The 14,935-nt window shown below is 64.4% G+C and carries 14 protein-coding genes and 1 riboswitch; of the genes, 5 read left to right on the top strand and 9 right to left on the bottom strand.

The genetic code is table 11. The annotated features are described in order from the left end of the window. Positions 1-155: 155 nt before the first annotated feature. Both F812_RS0102565 and F812_RS0102560 read right to left on the bottom strand, forming a co-directional pair. Positions 156-3,365: an efflux RND transporter permease subunit gene (locus tag F812_RS0102565; RefSeq protein WP_020084391.1), complete on the bottom strand. Its 3,210-nt coding sequence runs from the start codon at positions 3,363-3,365 to the stop codon at positions 156-158. Further along, the gene (locus F812_RS0102560; RefSeq protein ID WP_020084390.1) at positions 3,362-4,375 is read right to left on the bottom strand and encodes an efflux RND transporter periplasmic adaptor subunit; all 1,014 of its coding nucleotides are present in this window, start codon (positions 4,373-4,375) and stop codon (positions 3,362-3,364) included. The genes F812_RS0102565 and F812_RS0102560 overlap by 4 nt, the downstream gene beginning before the upstream one ends. Before the next feature lie 68 nt (positions 4,376-4,443). On the opposite strand from F812_RS0102560, the gene F812_RS25875 reads away from it, so the two are divergent. From F812_RS25875 to F812_RS0102540, 4 genes are all read left to right on the top strand, one after another. Next, positions 4,444-4,770 carry an ArsR/SmtB family transcription factor gene (locus F812_RS25875; RefSeq protein WP_020084389.1) on the top strand — a complete coding sequence of 109 codons (327 nt, stop codon included), beginning with the start codon at positions 4,444-4,446 and terminating at the stop codon, positions 4,768-4,770. Continuing rightward, positions 4,767-4,970 (top strand): YgaP family membrane protein, encoded by a 204-nt coding sequence (locus tag F812_RS0102550; protein WP_020084388.1) that lies wholly within the window; start codon positions 4,767-4,769, stop codon positions 4,968-4,970. Before F812_RS25875 ends, F812_RS0102550 begins: the two co-directional genes overlap by 4 nt. A gap of 289 nt (positions 4,971-5,259) precedes the next feature. Further along, positions 5,260-6,327 (top strand): energy transducer TonB family protein, encoded by a 1,068-nt coding sequence (locus F812_RS25180; protein ID WP_020084387.1) that lies wholly within the window; start codon positions 5,260-5,262, stop codon positions 6,325-6,327. Positions 6,328-6,474: 147 nt separating this feature from the next. Beyond that, positions 6,475-7,059, top strand: coding sequence for a hypothetical protein (locus F812_RS0102540; RefSeq protein WP_020084386.1), 585 nt, complete (start codon positions 6,475-6,477; stop codon positions 7,057-7,059). Between the two features lie 97 nt (positions 7,060-7,156). On the opposite strand, the gene F812_RS0102535 is transcribed toward F812_RS0102540, so the two are convergent. The 3 genes from F812_RS0102535 to F812_RS22270 are packed head-to-tail and all read right to left on the bottom strand — an operon-like array spanning position 7,157 to position 9,827. Further along, a complete protein-coding gene (locus F812_RS0102535; RefSeq protein ID WP_020084385.1) occupies positions 7,157-7,927 on the bottom strand; it encodes an ABC transporter ATP-binding protein in 771 nt (256 codons plus the stop codon). After that, on the bottom strand, positions 7,924-8,913 hold the full coding sequence (locus F812_RS0102530; RefSeq protein WP_020084384.1) for a FecCD family ABC transporter permease: 990 nt from the start codon (positions 8,911-8,913) through the stop codon (positions 7,924-7,926). Before F812_RS0102530 ends, F812_RS0102535 begins: the two co-directional genes overlap by 4 nt. After that, complete coding sequence (locus F812_RS22270) at positions 8,910-9,827, bottom strand: ABC transporter substrate-binding protein (protein WP_020084383.1); 918 nt, start codon at positions 9,825-9,827, stop codon at positions 8,910-8,912. Before F812_RS22270 ends, F812_RS0102530 begins: the two co-directional genes overlap by 4 nt. 217 nt (positions 9,828-10,044) lie before the next feature. Then, a riboswitch (cobalamin riboswitch) is annotated at positions 10,045-10,255 on the bottom strand. A 175-nt stretch (positions 10,256-10,430) separates the two neighbouring features. On the opposite strand from F812_RS22270, the gene cobF reads away from it, so the two are divergent. Beyond that, positions 10,431-11,228 (top strand): precorrin-6A synthase (deacetylating), encoded by a 798-nt coding sequence (gene cobF / locus F812_RS0102520; RefSeq protein ID WP_020084382.1) that lies wholly within the window; start codon positions 10,431-10,433, stop codon positions 11,226-11,228. On the opposite strand, the gene F812_RS0102515 is transcribed toward cobF, so the two are convergent. Genes F812_RS0102515 through cbiE form a run of 4 tightly spaced genes read right to left on the bottom strand, consistent with a single transcriptional unit; the run spans position 11,207 to position 14,923 of the window. Next, positions 11,207-12,535, bottom strand: coding sequence for a cobyrinic acid a,c-diamide synthase CobB (locus F812_RS0102515; RefSeq protein ID WP_026867793.1), 1,329 nt, complete (start codon positions 12,533-12,535; stop codon positions 11,207-11,209). The genes cobF and F812_RS0102515 overlap by 22 nt on opposite strands. A 2-nt stretch (positions 12,536-12,537) precedes the next feature. After that, complete coding sequence (cobM, locus tag F812_RS0102510; protein ID WP_020084380.1) at positions 12,538-13,293, bottom strand: precorrin-4 C(11)-methyltransferase; 756 nt, start codon at positions 13,291-13,293, stop codon at positions 12,538-12,540. Beyond that, positions 13,290-13,691, bottom strand: a complete 402-nt coding sequence (locus F812_RS0102505) for a cobalamin biosynthesis protein (RefSeq protein ID WP_040497865.1) — start codon at positions 13,689-13,691, stop codon at positions 13,290-13,292. The genes cobM and F812_RS0102505 overlap by 4 nt, the downstream gene beginning before the upstream one ends. Further along, complete coding sequence (gene cbiE, locus F812_RS0102500; RefSeq protein ID WP_020665348.1) at positions 13,682-14,923, bottom strand: precorrin-6y C5,15-methyltransferase (decarboxylating) subunit CbiE; 1,242 nt, start codon at positions 14,921-14,923, stop codon at positions 13,682-13,684. Before cbiE ends, F812_RS0102505 begins: the two co-directional genes overlap by 10 nt. Between the last annotated feature and the right edge of the window lie 12 nt (positions 14,924-14,935).

The following is a 14,935-nucleotide window of genomic DNA, read 5'->3' as shown; positions in this document are numbered from 1 at the left end:
GACATACTCTGACTCTGCCTGTCTAGGTTCGAATCCTAGTCCCCCAGCCAATCAAAACAACCAACTAGCTAACATCTCCGCAGGGCGCGTCACCGGGGTGGGCACCTTGTCGACACCAGCAAAATAGCCCTGGCGAGAACCCGGACGGCCTCCCCCTACTCCCTCACCGCGTCGTCACGCAGCGTCACGTAGATCGCCGGGATGACGAGCACGGTGAGCAGCGTCGACGAGGCGAGGCCGAACAGCATCGAGATCGCAAGCCCCTGGAAGATGGGATCCGTCAGGATCACCGCGGCGCCGATCATCGCGGCAAGAGCGGTGAGCAGAATGGGCTTGAAGCGAATGGCGCCGGCCTCGAGCAGCACTTCGCGCAGCGGCGCACCGCTCACCCGGCGATGCTGGATGAAATCGACGAGCAGGATCGAGTTGCGCACGATGATGCCCGCGAGCGCAATGAACCCGATCATCGACGTGGCCGTGAATGGCGCCCCGAACAGCCAATGCCCGAACACGATGCCGATCAGCGTCAGGGGCACCGGCGTCAGAATGACGAGCGGCAACGTGAACGAGCGGAACTGCGCCACGACCAGCACATAAATTCCGAGCAGCGCCACCGCGAAAGCCGCGCCCATGTCGCGAAAGGTGACATAGGTGACCTCCCACTCGCCGTCCCACAAGAGAACCGGCTTCGTCTCGCTTAGCGGCTGCCCGTGGAGGCGCACTTCAGGCTTCGGCAGCGCGCCCCAGTCTTTGGCGTCGATGAGCTGCTGCACCGCCAGCATCCCATAGATCGGCGCCTCGTAAGCGCCGGCCAGCTCCGCCATCACCATCTCGGCCGCGCGTCCGTTGTGCCGGAACACGACCGGAGATGCTTCCTCTCGCGTGACACGCACAACGTCGCCCAGCTCGACGACACCCCGCTCGCCGGGAAGCGCGTTGGCCGGTACCGGCGTCGACAGCGTCCGCTCCGAGATCGCGAGATCGTTTTTCGGAAGCTGCACCGCGATCTCGACGGGGTGGCGGCCTCCGCCCTTGTGTGAGTAGCCGACCGCGGTGCCCGTGAGATAAGCCCCGATGGTGCTGTAGACGTCGTTTTCCTGGACGTTATGGAATTCGAGGTTGTCCTGGTCGAGGGTAATGCGCAGACGCGGCGCATGCTCGCGGAAGCCCACGTCCACGTCCACGATGTAAGGAACCGACCGGAAAAGCGCCGCAACCTCTCGGGCGACCGCACGCCGCTGCTCCGCGTCCGCGCCGTACACCTCGGCGAGCAGCGTCGCGATCACGGGCGGACCAGGCGGAACCTCCACCACCTTCACGACAGTTCCCGGCGGCATTGGGAGACCGTCGAGCAGGTGGCGCGCTTCGAGGGCGATTGCATGGCTCGCGCGGGTGCGTTCCCCTTTCGGCGCGAGATTGACTTGTAGATCACCTTGGTGAGGCGCGCTGCGCAGATAGGAGTGCCGCACGAGGCCGTTGAAGTTGAACGGCGCGGCCGTGCCCGCGTAGGCTTGGATCGACGACAGCTCGGAAAGCCCTGCCAGGCGTTCCGCCGCCGCGTTGAGAACGCGATCCGTCTGCTCGAGGCTGGAGCCCGGAGGGAGATCGACCACCACCTGGAATTCCGACTTGTCGTCGAAGGGCAAGAGCTTCACGGTGACTGCCTTGGTGGCAAACGGAAGCAGCGCGAGCAACGTCGCCGCGCCGACCATCAGCAGAAAGCCGAGCGCCGAGCGCCGCGCGGAAATGATCGGACGCGCAGCCGCCCGGTAGCTATGACCGAGCCAGCCGCCGCCGGCCGTTTCGACATGCCCGCCTGCCGCACCGCCCACAAAGCGAAGCATCAGCCATGGCGTCACGATGACGGCGACAAAGAAAGACAGCAGCATGGCCGCCGACGCATTCGCCGGGATTGGGCTCATGTAGGGTCCCATCAGGCCCGAAACGAACAGCATCGGCAGAAGCGCGGCAACGACGGTGAGCGTCGCGAAGATGGTCGGATTACCGACCTCCGCGACCGCGTCGATGGCAGCGGCCGTTCGGCTGCGGCCATCGGGCATGGCCCAGTGGCGCGCAATATTCTCGATGACGACGATGGCGTCATCAACCAGAATGCCGATCGAGAAAATGAGAGCGAACAGGCTGACGCGATTGATGGTGTAGCCGAGCAGCCAGGATGCGAACAGCGTCAGCAGGATCGTGACGGGAATGACGACGAGCACCACCGCGCCCTCGCGCCACCCGATGGCGAGTCCGACGAGAAGCACGATCGAGAGAGTGGCGAGGCCCAGGTGGAAGAGCAGCTCGTTCGCCTTGTCGTTGGCGGTCTCGCCGTAGTTGCGGGTGACGATCACATCCACGTCGTCCGGGACCAGCTGGCCCTTGAGATCCTTTAGCCGCTCGACGATGCGCTCCGAGATCACCACCGCGTTGGCGCCTGCGCGCTTGGCAAGCGCCAGAGTAACGGCCGGTGCCCGTTGCAGCTCTCCGGTCTCACCTTTGCTGATGTGCCACGCGCGGCGCTCGAGCGGCTTGGCGCCCACGACGACATTCGCAACGTCGCGGACATAGACGGGACGGGAATCGCGCGTGGTCAGCAGCAGCAGACCAATGTCGGGGACACCCTGAAGCGTTTGCCCGGCCGCGACCGAAAGGCTCTGTCCGCCCTCACGCACGCGTCCCGCGAGAAACGAGCGGTTGGCGCCCTTCACCTTTCCGACGAGCTCGGCAAGCGTCACACCGTAGTTCGCAAGCTTTTCCGGAACCGGTTCCACACGGATCTGATCCGGCCGTCCGCCGACGATGTAGGAAAGGCCGACATCTTCAAGCTTTGCGAGCTCGACCTGCAAATTCTCGGCGATATGAAAGAGGGCGTTGTCCTCGTAGCGGGTGATGCCCGCCTTAGGAGCCAGCGTGAGCGTGACGATGGCGACGTCATCGATACCGCGGCCAACGATCAGGGGCTCGGGAATACCCACGGGTATCCGGTCATAGTTGGCGCGAACCTTCTCATGAACGCGCAGAATGGCGTCGTCCTGCGGGGTGCCGACGAAGAAGCGGGCCGTTACGACCACCCTGTCGTCCTCAGTGCTCGAATACACGTGCTCGACGCCGTTGATGGCTTTGACGATGGTTTCGAGCGGCTCGGTGACGAGCTTGACCGCATCCTCCGCCTTGAGCCCGTCGGCGGAGACGAAGATGTCCACCATAGGCACCGAGATCTGCGGCTCCTCCTCGCGCGGAAGTGCCACCAGCGCGATCAGCCCGAGCGCAAGGCTCGCGAGCAGAATGAGCGGCGTCAACGGCGATTGAATGAAGGCGCGGGTCAGGAACCCCGAGATCCCGAGCCGAGGAGAACCCGTCATGGCAGCACCAGCCTGTCGCCGGCGTTGACCCCTGCGAGCACTTCGACGCTCTGCTGCCCGTCCGGCGTCTGAACCGTGCGCCCCGTCTGAACGACGACATCCGCATACCCGGAGCCATTCCGCGCGAGCCGCACGAAATCGATACCGAAGCGGCGGAACACGAACGGCCGCGGAACGACATACCCCTGGCGCTTGCCCGCCGAGATCCAGGCGAGAACACGCTCTCCAACGAAATAGCTGCCGAGGTCCGGCACTTCGGCGTCGGCGATGACGCGGCCATTGTCGAGCTCGGGATAGACCTGAGTAATACGCCCGCTCGCCAGCGGCGCCTCCGGGCTCTCGAGACCGCGCGCGCCGAGACGAATGGGATCGCCCACTTTCATGAAACGGGCAAAGCGTTCCGGCAGCTCAAGGCGCAGAAGGTATCCGTTGGCGGCAATCGTGGCGATGCTCTCACCGGGAAGAACGACGCTTCCCTCCGTAACCGGAACCTTGAGTACGCGCCCGGCCGTCGGGGCCAGCACCTCTCCTTCCTGGATCTCCGTCTCGGCGACCGCGCGCTCGGCCTGCGCAGCCTTGAGATCGTTGGATGCCACGTCGTAGGCCGTCTGCGCCTGATCGACACGCGATTGCGGCGAGACGCCCTGGGACAACAGCGTTTGCGACCGCTCGAGCTCGACCTTCGCCGTCTCCATGCGCGAAGTCGCGGCGACGATGCGGGCATCGATGGCCTTGATCTTGAGCGCGATCTTCGGATCGGCGACGAGAGCGAGAACTTGGCCCTGACCCACCGAATCTCCTTCGTCCGTCTTGAGCGCCACCACCGTGCCAGGCGTACGCACGCGCGCGTAGATCAGATCGCGGCTGCGCACCGTGGCGTAGACGGATTTGAGATCGTCGATCTCCGTGGCAGCGACCTCGAACGTCGATGGATCAGCCGCGCGCGCATCCACGCCCGCGGCGAGCGCGAGCAGATATGTGGCGGAAAGAATACCGGCAAATGCCTTCATGGGCTGGCCCTTCTAGGCGGCCTCTAATTGAGCTTGACTCAATATCAGAATATTCTAAATTAGCAAATATGAATATTAAAGAGCTAACCTCCAGTAGCGAAGATGCCGCGGCCCTGCTCAAGGCGCTCGCCAACCCGCATCGCCTGATGATCCTTTGTGAGTTGCATAACGGTGAGCGGTCGGTCTCGGCGCTGGAAGAGGTCGTACCGCTCAGCCAATCGGCGCTCTCCCAACATCTCGCTAAACTGAGAGAAGGCGGCTTCGTCGCCACGCGGCGGGAAGCGCAGATGATCTACTACGCGCTGGCTGATGAGCGCGTATCCCGCCTTATCGGCGTGCTGCATGAAATCTTCTGCGAGCACCGCGCGCCAAAAAACCGGAGACTATCGAAATGACCATAGATCGCGCCGTGCTGGCCTTTGCAGGATCGATGATCCTGGTGAGCCTCGTATTGAGCCACTATCACAGCCCGTACTGGCTCTTCCTCACGGCATTCGTCGGAGCCAATCTCCTGCAGGCCTCGCTGACAGGCTTCTGCCCGCTGGCTCTGATTCTGAAAAAGCTCGGCATGCGTCCCGGCCAGGCGTTCTTCTAGGCGAAGCTTTCGGAGCCGTCCGGCTGCCCAGAACAGACGCGACTTGAAAGCGAAACAGCAAGGAAATGCAGGCAGTTTGGCAAAGGTGGCAGGGCTATTTCCCTGTCGCAGGAGGGGAATTCCACGCTGGGCGCCCCCCGTCTGACTCTCAAGCCGCCGCGCCGTCCCGCCCCAACTTTGCCTCGTAGAGTTTGAGCACAGATCGTTTCCCCGCCGATATGGCGCTCGCCTCGGCCGGACGCTACGCTCGCTCCCGCTATCGAAAAGGAGGAAGGAGAGCGACACGGCCATGCTGAGGGCAACAGCCATCCTTTTTTCGCTGCTGCTCCATGGATTGGTCGGCAATGCTCTCTGGCTGCGCCTTCAGCCGGAACAATTCGAGGCGTTGAATCTCGGAGAGGCGCAAGAGATCTTCCTTGAGCCTCAGGGCATGGACCTGAGCGAGGTCACGAATATCGGAGATGACCTCCAAAGCCTCGAGGCCCAGCCATCCGTTGCGATCGATCAGGCCGCGCCGCCACCTCCGATGGTAGCGCCTTTGGACGAGCCACAAAACACGGCAGAGGATGCAAGCGGCAGCCTGGCCGAGAACGTCACCCCGCTCGCTCCGCAGGAGGCACCGGCCGATACTCTTTCTCGCGCTCAGCCGGAGACGATCCGCGACGTCATTGCGTCCGAGGAAAGCACCATCGAGCCAAACCTCGTCGATGTGCGCGGTCCAGAACCGGAACGCATTGAGGAGCAGGAGTTTGTTGCGGCCAATCAGGCATCATCCCCCGAGCAGAACCAGCTCTCCGACGCTGTGAAGGCCGATGAGACGCTTCCGCAATCGCTCTCAGAGGCTCCACCGCTGGCCGCCCAGCATCACCCTCCGCCGGACACGATCGCCGAAGCCAACCAGCCCGCCTCGCCGGACGCACTCAAGGAGCCCGCTCTCGAAAGCTATCGTGGACAGTCCCCCTCGCTCACCCCCCTGGAGGAAGCGGCACCCGAGGATATCCAGCTCGTGGCCCAGCCCGAGCAAGTCGTGATCGTGACGGAGTACAGCTCCGGAGAGGAGAAGAAGGGCGGCGACGCCAGCATCACCAGGCTCTACCTCGGCAAGATCAACGAGCGCGTCCAGCGCGCCAAGGTGAACCCGCGCTCGCGCATGACCGGGACCGTCGTCGTGAAGTTCACGGTGGGACTTGATGGGTCGCTTATAGCAAAGGAAGTAGTTTCATCGTCGGGAGCCGAGGTGCTGGACCGCGCCGCTCTCACGACGCTCGAACGCGCCGCCCCTTTCCCGGAAATTCCGCCGGAGGTGAGCGCGCTACCCATGACTTTCTCGCAGACATTCCGGTTTCTCGTCCGATAGCCGCAGGGAAGCCCGCTTCAGTTCAACCCGTGGTGCCAAGCCAGGCAAAAGAGCATGGCAAGAATTCCCACTGCCGCTCCCGCGCTTTACGCAGGTTCGCGCGTGTCCCAAACCTCTGGCTCGTCACGCAGCAAACGAGTGAAACCCATGAAGCTCCCTGTCACGGCCACGGCAATGATGCTGATTTTGGGATGCGCCCCGGCAATCGCCGGAGACCATCCCTACGCCGGCGTATGGGGCGAGGCGGGTGCCGACGAGGTCAAGGAGAACCCGGACTTCTTCGGAGAAAACGGCTGCTATAACAAATTCACCGAACAGCTCCCTGACGGCCGCTTCCGGTACTACCTCGTCGATCATGCGAAGTGGATCAGCGAGAAGAAGGTCGAATACCTGCTGGCTCAGGAGGGAACCTGCACGGTGGATGAAACCGGCAAGAGCGAGAAGTGCACGGGCCAGGTCATTGGCGAAAAACAAAGCGATTGGTACATCGCCTATCAGAACGCGGACACAAAGAGCATCCGCGCGACGTTCTACGAAAACGTCTTCTACTTCGAGAAGCGGTTCAATGGCGAGCCGATCGTTCGTCAGAAGTGCCCATTCGATATGGCGAAGATCAAGCAGTTCATCACGGGCAGGACGATTGCCGACTGCACGACGAGATGCAGGGCCTTTGGCAAAACAGAGATCGAGCCGTTCAATGCCCTGCTCTCTTTCATCAAGGCACAACACTAGAACAAGACGCGGATGTTCATCGCATCTTTCTGCAGACGTTCGGAAAGAGACCGGTGGGAACGGATCGGCAAAGCCGCAATCCTGGATCGGCAGGCCCTCAGATCGTATCGAGCGGCTGCACGATGAGGCCCTTCGCACTTTGCTGGAGAAAAGCGGAGATGCCGTACACCTCGGCGATGTTCGCTTCCGTCAACACGTGCTGAGGCGCACCGTCCGCAGCCACCCTCCCGCGATCGAGCAGCACGAGCCGCGTGCACCATCGGGCCGCGAGTGACAATTCGTGGAGCGAGGCCACCACGATCCGTCCCCGCTGCGCGAGGCCGGCGAGCACCTTCATCAGGCTGATCTGGTGAGACGGATCGAGGCCGGCCGTCGGCTCATCGGCCAGAAGGATCGGAGTATCCTGAGCCAACGCGCGGGCGATGAGAACCCGCGCCCGCTCGCCGCCTGACAATTCCGACAGCAGCCGGTCGCGAAGTACGAGAACGTCGGCCTCCGCCATCGCCTCTTCGACCCTAGCCCCGTCGCGATCCGTCAACCCGCGCATCGGTTGCAGGTACGGCGTCCGTCCGAGTGCGACGACCTTCTCCACGCTGAGTGGCCAAGCCACATCCCGCTCCTGCGGAACGTAGCTCAGGAGCTTCGCGCGCTCGGGCGCATCCAGCTTAGCAAGCAGCCGGCCATTGATGGCGAGGGTCCCAGTCGAGGGCACCAGCCCCAGGATGGATTTGATCAGGGTGGACTTGCCCGCCCCGTTCGGTCCGATCAATCCAATGAAGTCACCCCCCTTTAGCGACAAGGAGACGTCGGTCAGCGCCGGGCGCGGTCCGAGCTGAACCGAAACTTTGTCGACCGAAAGCGTGGTCATAGGACGTTCCTCCGGTTCTTGATGACGAGCCAGAGGAAGAACGGCGCTCCCACGATGGCCGTGAGCACGCCCAGCTTGAGATCGCGTCCCGGCGCGATGATCCGCGTGGCGATATCGGACGCCAGCAGCAGCGCCGCGCCGCCGAGCGCGCTGGCGGTGAGCAACCGGCTCGGCTGCGCCCCGACGAGCGGGCGAAGCAGATGAGGAACGATGAGCCCCACGAAACTGATGGAGCCCGCCACCGCCGTTGCCGCCCCCACCGAAGCGGCGGTCCCCAGCACCGCCAGCCACTGCGTCCGGCGAAGGCGGATGCCCATGCTGGAGGCGACATCGGCGCCGAGCGTGAGCGCATCCAGCGCCCGCCCCAGCGCGAACAGCATGACCCAGCCCGCCAGCATGAAGGGAAGCGACAGATAGACGTGCAGCATCGAGCGGTCCGCGAGCGAGCCCAGCATCCAGAACAGGATCTCGACGGCCGCAAATGGATTGGGCGAGAGGTTGAGCGCCAGCGAGGTGAGAGCGCCGGAAAGGCTCGTGATGGCGACACCGGAAAGGATGAGCGTGAGCGTGCCGGCATGCGTGCCCGAAAGCAGTTGGATCAGCACGACAGCAGCGACGGCGCCACCCATCGCCATCAATGGAAGCGCAAGCGCGAATGCGCCGGATAACCCGGTATAGAGCGCAATCACCGCGCCCAGCGATGCCGACGCACTGATGCCGAGCACGCCTGGATCCGCGAGCGGATTGCGCAAATACCCTTGCAGCACGGCGCCCGAAAGACCGAGCGTCGCGCCGATCGCGAGGCCGAGGATGGCCCGCGGCAGGCGGATCTCCCGCATCACCAGACGCGCCGCTTCATTGTCGCCATTGAGCAATCCGGCGATGGAAGTCCCGACGTCCAATCCGGCCGGGCCGATCAGAAGCGAGATGGCGAACAAGAGGACGACGAGCACCGCGAGCGCCGCGAGCAGGAGGCGATAGCTCATTTCGCAGCGCCCCGCTCGGCCTTGAGCACAGGCGCGTGCGCCGAGAGCAAGCGGACGGCTTGCGCGGTGAAAGGCGCTCCGCAGATCCAATATCTGTCAGGAATGGATGTGAGCTCGCCCCCGTCGAGGACCGCTCTCAATGCCGGGTGCTCGAAGGTCTGGTAGGCGAGCGCAGGCGCCGTGCCGGGGCGAAGGCCGCCAATGATCAGATCGGGCGCGGAGTTCACGAGCACCTCGAGCGGAAGCCGCACCATGCCGGTGAGGCCCAGCCTGGACCCCAGGTTCTCGAAACCCGAGCGCTCCACGATCGCGCTCGCCAGCGTCCCCGAGCCGGACGTATAGCTGTTGGCATAATGGAGAGCCGCAAGCGGGCGACGCCCCCCATGAATCCACTCGGGAATTGCGGCGAGTTGCCGGTCAAGCTCGCCGATCAGCTCCTGTGCCCGTGCCTCCCGATGCAGCAGGCGCCCCATCCGCAACATCTGCTCCCGGATCTCCGGAAACGAGTACGACGGCGGAAACTCCTCGAGCCGGAAGCCCAGGCGCTTCAACATCGCAATGGAGGCGCGATTGGTGAACGTGCCGGACAGAATGAGATCCGGCTTCATCATGAAGATCTCTTCGGCGAGCCCGTGGTTGATCGGAAACCGGCGCGCCTGCTCCGCCAGCACCGAACTCTCGGGATCTATCGCCAGGTGCGAGACAGAGCGAAGCTGGCCCTCGTCGGCCATTAACATGGCGAGTTGATCCGTGCAGAGGTTCATGGAAACGACACGCCGTGGCGGCGCGTCCGCATGAGCCGCCATGGAGCCGGCAAGCATCACCGCCGCGCATGCGGCAGCCAGCAGCCTCACGCCACGACCGTTGATCCGGGCGGCAAGGCGAACTGCGATAAGCGTGGCACGAATGATCATCTGATCCCGCCGGCGAGGAGCAGGAAGCTGCGGAGAACCGCGCGTGTGACTGTTTCGGATCGACGGGCAGCCGCATCTCTCATGCGGCGCGAGTATCGTGATTGCCCGTTGTTTTCGAAATTAAATGCCCACTTCGCGATGACCTGACGCAGCGTCCGTTCGGTTGCACATCAGTCGCCACGACGGTTGTCCGTCCCTCTGCGCGTCCCGCACATCAGGTGGGCGACTTGTGAAGGCAGGTCTCCTGGCTTACGGCTCAAGCGCTTCGAGCGGCCTTCCCGGCGACGGATCGCCAGTGGCAGTTCGGCCAAAGCTTGCCGTTAACAGTTGCGGGCGCAGCCACGGCTTCGACATAAGTCTCACCGCGTTCCCTATTAATCCGGAGGCTGGGAACTCGACCTCCTGGAACCGTCACGGCGCCACTTTGGCTACGGCCGGACGCCGGTGTCAACTGCCCACACCTGCCAAAGATCACCTCACCCGCAAAATGGGCTCCGGAAACCATGCGCCGGCGTCATCGAGAGAGCTGGCCCGCGGATCGGCCGGGGGCTAGAATGCAGCCCTACAGGCGCGCGAGAATTGATACGGCGTCATCGAGGAACCATGAGACGCCTTCTCGTCATTGGCATCGGGGCCGGAAATCCCGATTACATCACCATCCAGGCTATCAACGCCCTCAATCAGGCGGATGCGTTCTTTGTGTTCGACAAGGGCGAGGCAAAAGGCGATCTCGTGCGCTTTCGCAAGGAAATCTGCGAACGCCACATGAAGGATCGCCCCTTCAAGTTCATTTCGATCGCAGACCCCGTGCGCGATCCGGAACCCGGCGGCTACAAGCTCGGCGTCGCCGATTGGCATCGCGAACGCGCGAAGCGGCTTGCCGCACAGATCACAGCCGAGGTGGATGTAAACGGCTGCGGCGCGTTCCTCGTATGGGGCGATCCGAGCCTTTACGACAGCACCTTGCGCCTTGTGGATCTGCTACGCTCGGAAGGTGGCCTCGAATTCGACTGCGAGGTTATTCCGGGCATCAGCAGCGTGCAGGCACTCGCCGCGCGCCACGCCATGGTTCTGAACGCGGTGGGAGAGCCGGTGCATATCACGACGGGGCGCAAACTCGTGAAGCACGGAATGCCGGAGACGGAAGAGAGCGTCGTCGTCATGCTCGACGGCGGCGAGACGCTCCGCGCCATCTGCGACGACGATATCGAGATCCACTGGGGAGCCTACCTCGGCACGCCCGACGAAATTCTCCTGTCCGGCAAGCTTCGCGATCTCGTCGATGTCATCGAGCAGATCCGCGCCCGCGAGAAAGAGAAGCACGGCTGGATCATGGATACCTACGTGCTGCGAAGAACGCGCCCTAAAGCGCGGAGCGATCAATCCGACGACAGAAAATGAAAGAACGAGCCGGTCACGGAGCCATTGCGTGAGCCTGCGGGGCGCACGGCGCCGGTCCCCGCATCCCGGCACTCCATCAACGGCTGCCCCGTATCCGACAGCAGCGTCGCGTAATGGAACTCGTGCCCGTAGATCTCGGCCTCCTTCCTGCCCAGCACGCAATCGGAAAGCAGCCTCGCGCGGCGATATCCAAGATGTAGCTTGCGCTTGAGGAACGAGGTCTCCGCAGTGAGCAGTCCCGCCATCGCATGCCGATGGCCGTCCGCGTCCTCGAGCCCCTGCCCCAGCACCATGTAGCCTCCGCATTCGCCGTGAATGGGGACGGCCCGCTCCGCCGCCGCTCTCAAGCCCGTGAGAAAGCGAGACGCGGCCGCAATCCGTCCCGCATGCAGCTCCGGATATCCGCCGGGAAGCCAGATCGCGTCCGCAGCTTCGCTCGGGCTCTCGTCCTGCAACGGCGAGAACGGCAGGATCTCCGCCCCCGCGTCACGCCACGATTTCAGAAGGTGATTGTAGGCGAACGAGAACGCGACATCGCGGGCGAGGGCAACCCGCTGACCGGGAGGCCGCATCGCCGGACGCAACTCGGGCGAGGCAGCCGGTTCGATATGATGAGCCGCCTCCAGAAGCGCAGCGAGATCCACCTCGTCCGCGATCCGTGCCCCGATGCGGTTTATCTTCGCTTGCCAGTCTTCCGTCTCGCCCGCCTGCACCAGACCGAGATGGCGTTCCGGCAGCCGCAAATCGCCATCGCGGAACAGGGCGCCGAACACCTTGAGCCCGATGCGCGCGAAGCCCGGCGTGATCATCGCCAGATGACGCGCGCTGGCGACCTGGTTGAGAATGACCCCCACGACGCGCACATCCGGCCGGTAGAGAGCGCAACCCAGCGCCAGCGCCGCGGCCGTCTCCGTCTGCCCGGAAACGTCGAGCACCAGAACCACCGGCCAGCCGAGCAGCGCAGCGAGATCCGCCGTGGACCCGCTCCCGGCGCGCCCCGCATCCGAGGCGCCGTCGAACAAGCCCATCACGCCTTCTACGATGGCGACATCCGCATCCGGCGTCGTATCGGCGACGAGCCGCTTGATCGCAGGAGCGGGCATCGCCCATGTATCGAGATTGAAGCTCGGCCGCCCGGCCGCCGCCTCATGATGGCCGGTATCGATGTAATCGGGTCCCGTCTTGAACGGCTGAACCGCGCGTTCGCTCTGCCGCAATGCTGCGAGCAGGCCGAGCGTTACCGTCGTCTTGCCCGAGCCAGAGCAGGGCGCCGCAACGATCAACCCTCTTGTCCTGCGCGCCGTCACCATCAGCGCCCCCTGTAGCGGCGCTGGTAGTCCACGCTGTAGAGCGCGCTCTCACGAAAATCGCGGTGCCCCAGCGACGGACCAACAAGAATGAGCGCCGTGCGATCTATTCCGGCTTCGCCGACTGCATCGGCAATGGTGCCGAGCGTGCCGCGCAGGATCTCCTGGTCGGGCCAGCTCGCCTTCGCGACCACGACGGCGGGGCAGTCCTTGCCGTACAACGGCACCAGTTCCTGAACCACCTCGGCGATGGCCTGGATTGAAAGATGGATGGCAAGCGTCGCGCGCGTGGCGGCAAACGCAGCCAGCGTCTCCGTGGGCGGCATCGAAGAGGCGCGCCCCGGCGTGCGCGTAAGCACGAGCGATTGCGCGACTTCAGGGAGCGTCAATTCCTGGCACAGGGCAGCCGCAGCGGCCGCGAACGACGGCACTCCCGGCGTCATCGTGTAGGGAATGCCCAGCGCATCGAGGCGCCTCATCTGCTCGCCCACCGCACTCCATATCGAAACGTCGCCCGAATGCAGGCGCGCGACATCCTTCCCCGCATCCGTGGCCGCCTTCATCTCCGCAATGATTTCATCGAGCGAAAAGGGGGCCGTATCGACAATGCGGGCATCCGGCGGGCAGTGCGAGAGAAGCTCCTTGGGCACCAGAGATCCCGCGTAAAGGCAAACGGGAGACGCCGCGATCAGATCGCGCCCGCGCAGCGTGATGAGATCCGCAGCCCCCGGACCGGCGCCAATGAAATGGACCGTCACGTTCCGCCTCCATCCGATCGCGTGCCGTCGCCGATGGCAAACGCGCACGTCGCCCTTGGCGTCGCCACCCTCGGCCCCAGCAGCCGGCCGTTCACGCCGGCCGCCAGCAAGGCCGCCGCTTCGGCAACGGATCGTGTGCCCTTGTGTTCCAGCGCGGCAGCCGATTGCGTCAGCACCGACCCCGCCATCGCATCCAGCGCATCTGTTGGATAGGTTGCGACACGCACGCCGAGGCGCCGCGCCGCCTCCTGCAAACCATCCTCATCGGATTTGGACGCCTCCGTCGCGATCAGCGCGATAGGAGCTTCGCACCGGAATGCCTCCCGCGCGGCCGTGATCACCGCATCGATGTCCGCCGCCGACGCACCGCGCCGGCATCCGATCCCCGCTACGAGCATGGCTTCACCACCCGCCATTGCGTAACCGGCTTGCCCGGATTCCAGACCGTCTCGCCCCCGACAGGCTTCAGCCGCGCCACACCCAGCCGCACGAGATCGCCGCCGTAGCGCTGGAACAAGTCGAGCACCAGCATCTCGGTCTTGAGCGCAACCGCATTTGCAACGAGACGGCCTCCAGGTTTCAGCGCGGCCCACGCAGCTTCGAACACGCCGGCGTCCCCCATCCCCCCGCCGATGAACACCGCATCGGGACTGGGGAGGCCGGAAAAAGCTTCCGGTGCGCGTCCCCTCACGATGGCGAGATCCGGCGTGCCGAGTTGCGCCGCATTGCGAGCCGCCCGCTCCGCGCGGTCCGCGCGCTCCTCGATGCCGAACGCCTTGAGTGACGGATGACGCAACAGCCACTCGATCGCAATCGAGCCGGCGCCGAGCCCCACGTCCCACAGAACCTCTCCCGCTCGCGGCGCGAGGGACGACAGCGTCACCGCGCGGATCTCACGCTTGGTGAGTTGCCCATCGTTCTCGAAAAGATCGTCGTCGAGCCCCGATGACAGGCTGAGCGCAACGTCACAGGCACCCGCCGGCACCTCGATTGCGATGGTATTTAAATCGTCCGTCTCACCACAGGAAAGCTCCGAAGCCCGGCCGGACACCACGCGCTCGCGCGGCCCGCCCAGCGCTTCGAGAATGGTGATCCTCGCCTCGCCAAGACCGCGCGCCGCGAGCAGCCGGGCGACATCGGACGGCGTCTTGCCGTTCCACGACAGCGCCAGAATGCGCGCACCCGGCTGAAGGTGCCGGATGATCGCTTCGAGCGGCCTCCCATGCAGCGTCACCAGCGCCGTATCCTGCAACGCCCAGCCGAGCCGCGAGGCGGCAAACGAGAACGCGGACGGCTGCGGCAGGCACAGCATCTCCTCGACGGGAACGAGCTCCACGAGCTGCTTGCCGACGCCATAGAAAAAGGGATCGCCGCTGGCCAGCACCGCCACCGGGCGCCCCCGCCACGCCATGATCTCGGGCCAAGCCTCGCTGATCGGGCTCGGCCAGGAAAGTTGCTTGCCGCGCACGAGATCTCGGACCAACATGAGATGTCTTTTCCCGCCGACCACCAGCTCGGCACTCTCTAGGAGCAGCTTCGCCGAATCCGAGAGCCCCGCGACGCCGTCCTCACCCAGCCCGATGAGAGACAGCCAGCGCGCGCCGGAGCGGCCTGTCTCGTTACCAGCCATGAGCAGCACCCC

The organism is Hyphomicrobium zavarzinii ATCC 27496, from assembly GCF_000383415.1.
Taxonomy (GTDB): Bacteria; Pseudomonadota; Alphaproteobacteria; order Rhizobiales; family Hyphomicrobiaceae; genus Hyphomicrobium_C; species Hyphomicrobium_C zavarzinii.
The sequence above is the reverse complement of the archived record's forward strand: the minus strand, read 5'-3'. Positions and strand labels throughout refer to the sequence as shown.

Bases quoted from the DNA above. Each gene is read 5' to 3' on its own strand.
- F812_RS22270 (WP_020084383.1), bottom strand. From the start codon at position 9,827: ATGATCATTCGTGCCACGCTTATCGCAGTTCGCCTTGCCGCCCGGATC.
- F812_RS0102550 (WP_020084388.1), top strand. From the start codon at position 4,767: ATGACCATAGATCGCGCCGTGCTGGCCTTTGCAGGATCGATGATCCTG.
- cbiE (WP_020665348.1), bottom strand. From the start codon at position 14,923: ATGGCTGGTAACGAGACAGGCCGCTCCGGCGCGCGCTGGCTGTCTCTC.
- cobF (WP_020084382.1), top strand. From the start codon at position 10,431: ATGAGACGCCTTCTCGTCATTGGCATCGGGGCCGGAAATCCCGATTAC.
- F812_RS0102505 (WP_040497865.1), bottom strand. From the start codon at position 13,691: ATGCTCGTAGCGGGGATCGGATGCCGGCGCGGTGCGTCGGCGGCGGAC.
- F812_RS25875 (WP_020084389.1), top strand. From the start codon at position 4,444: ATGAATATTAAAGAGCTAACCTCCAGTAGCGAAGATGCCGCGGCCCTG.
- F812_RS25180 (WP_020084387.1), top strand. From the start codon at position 5,260: ATGCTGAGGGCAACAGCCATCCTTTTTTCGCTGCTGCTCCATGGATTG.
- F812_RS0102540 (WP_020084386.1), top strand. From the start codon at position 6,475: ATGAAGCTCCCTGTCACGGCCACGGCAATGATGCTGATTTTGGGATGC.
- F812_RS0102565 (WP_020084391.1), bottom strand. From the start codon at position 3,365: ATGACGGGTTCTCCTCGGCTCGGGATCTCGGGGTTCCTGACCCGCGCC.
- F812_RS0102530 (WP_020084384.1), bottom strand. From the start codon at position 8,913: ATGAGCTATCGCCTCCTGCTCGCGGCGCTCGCGGTGCTCGTCGTCCTC.
- F812_RS0102560 (WP_020084390.1), bottom strand. From the start codon at position 4,375: ATGAAGGCATTTGCCGGTATTCTTTCCGCCACATATCTGCTCGCGCTC.
- F812_RS0102535 (WP_020084385.1), bottom strand. From the start codon at position 7,927: ATGACCACGCTTTCGGTCGACAAAGTTTCGGTTCAGCTCGGACCGCGC.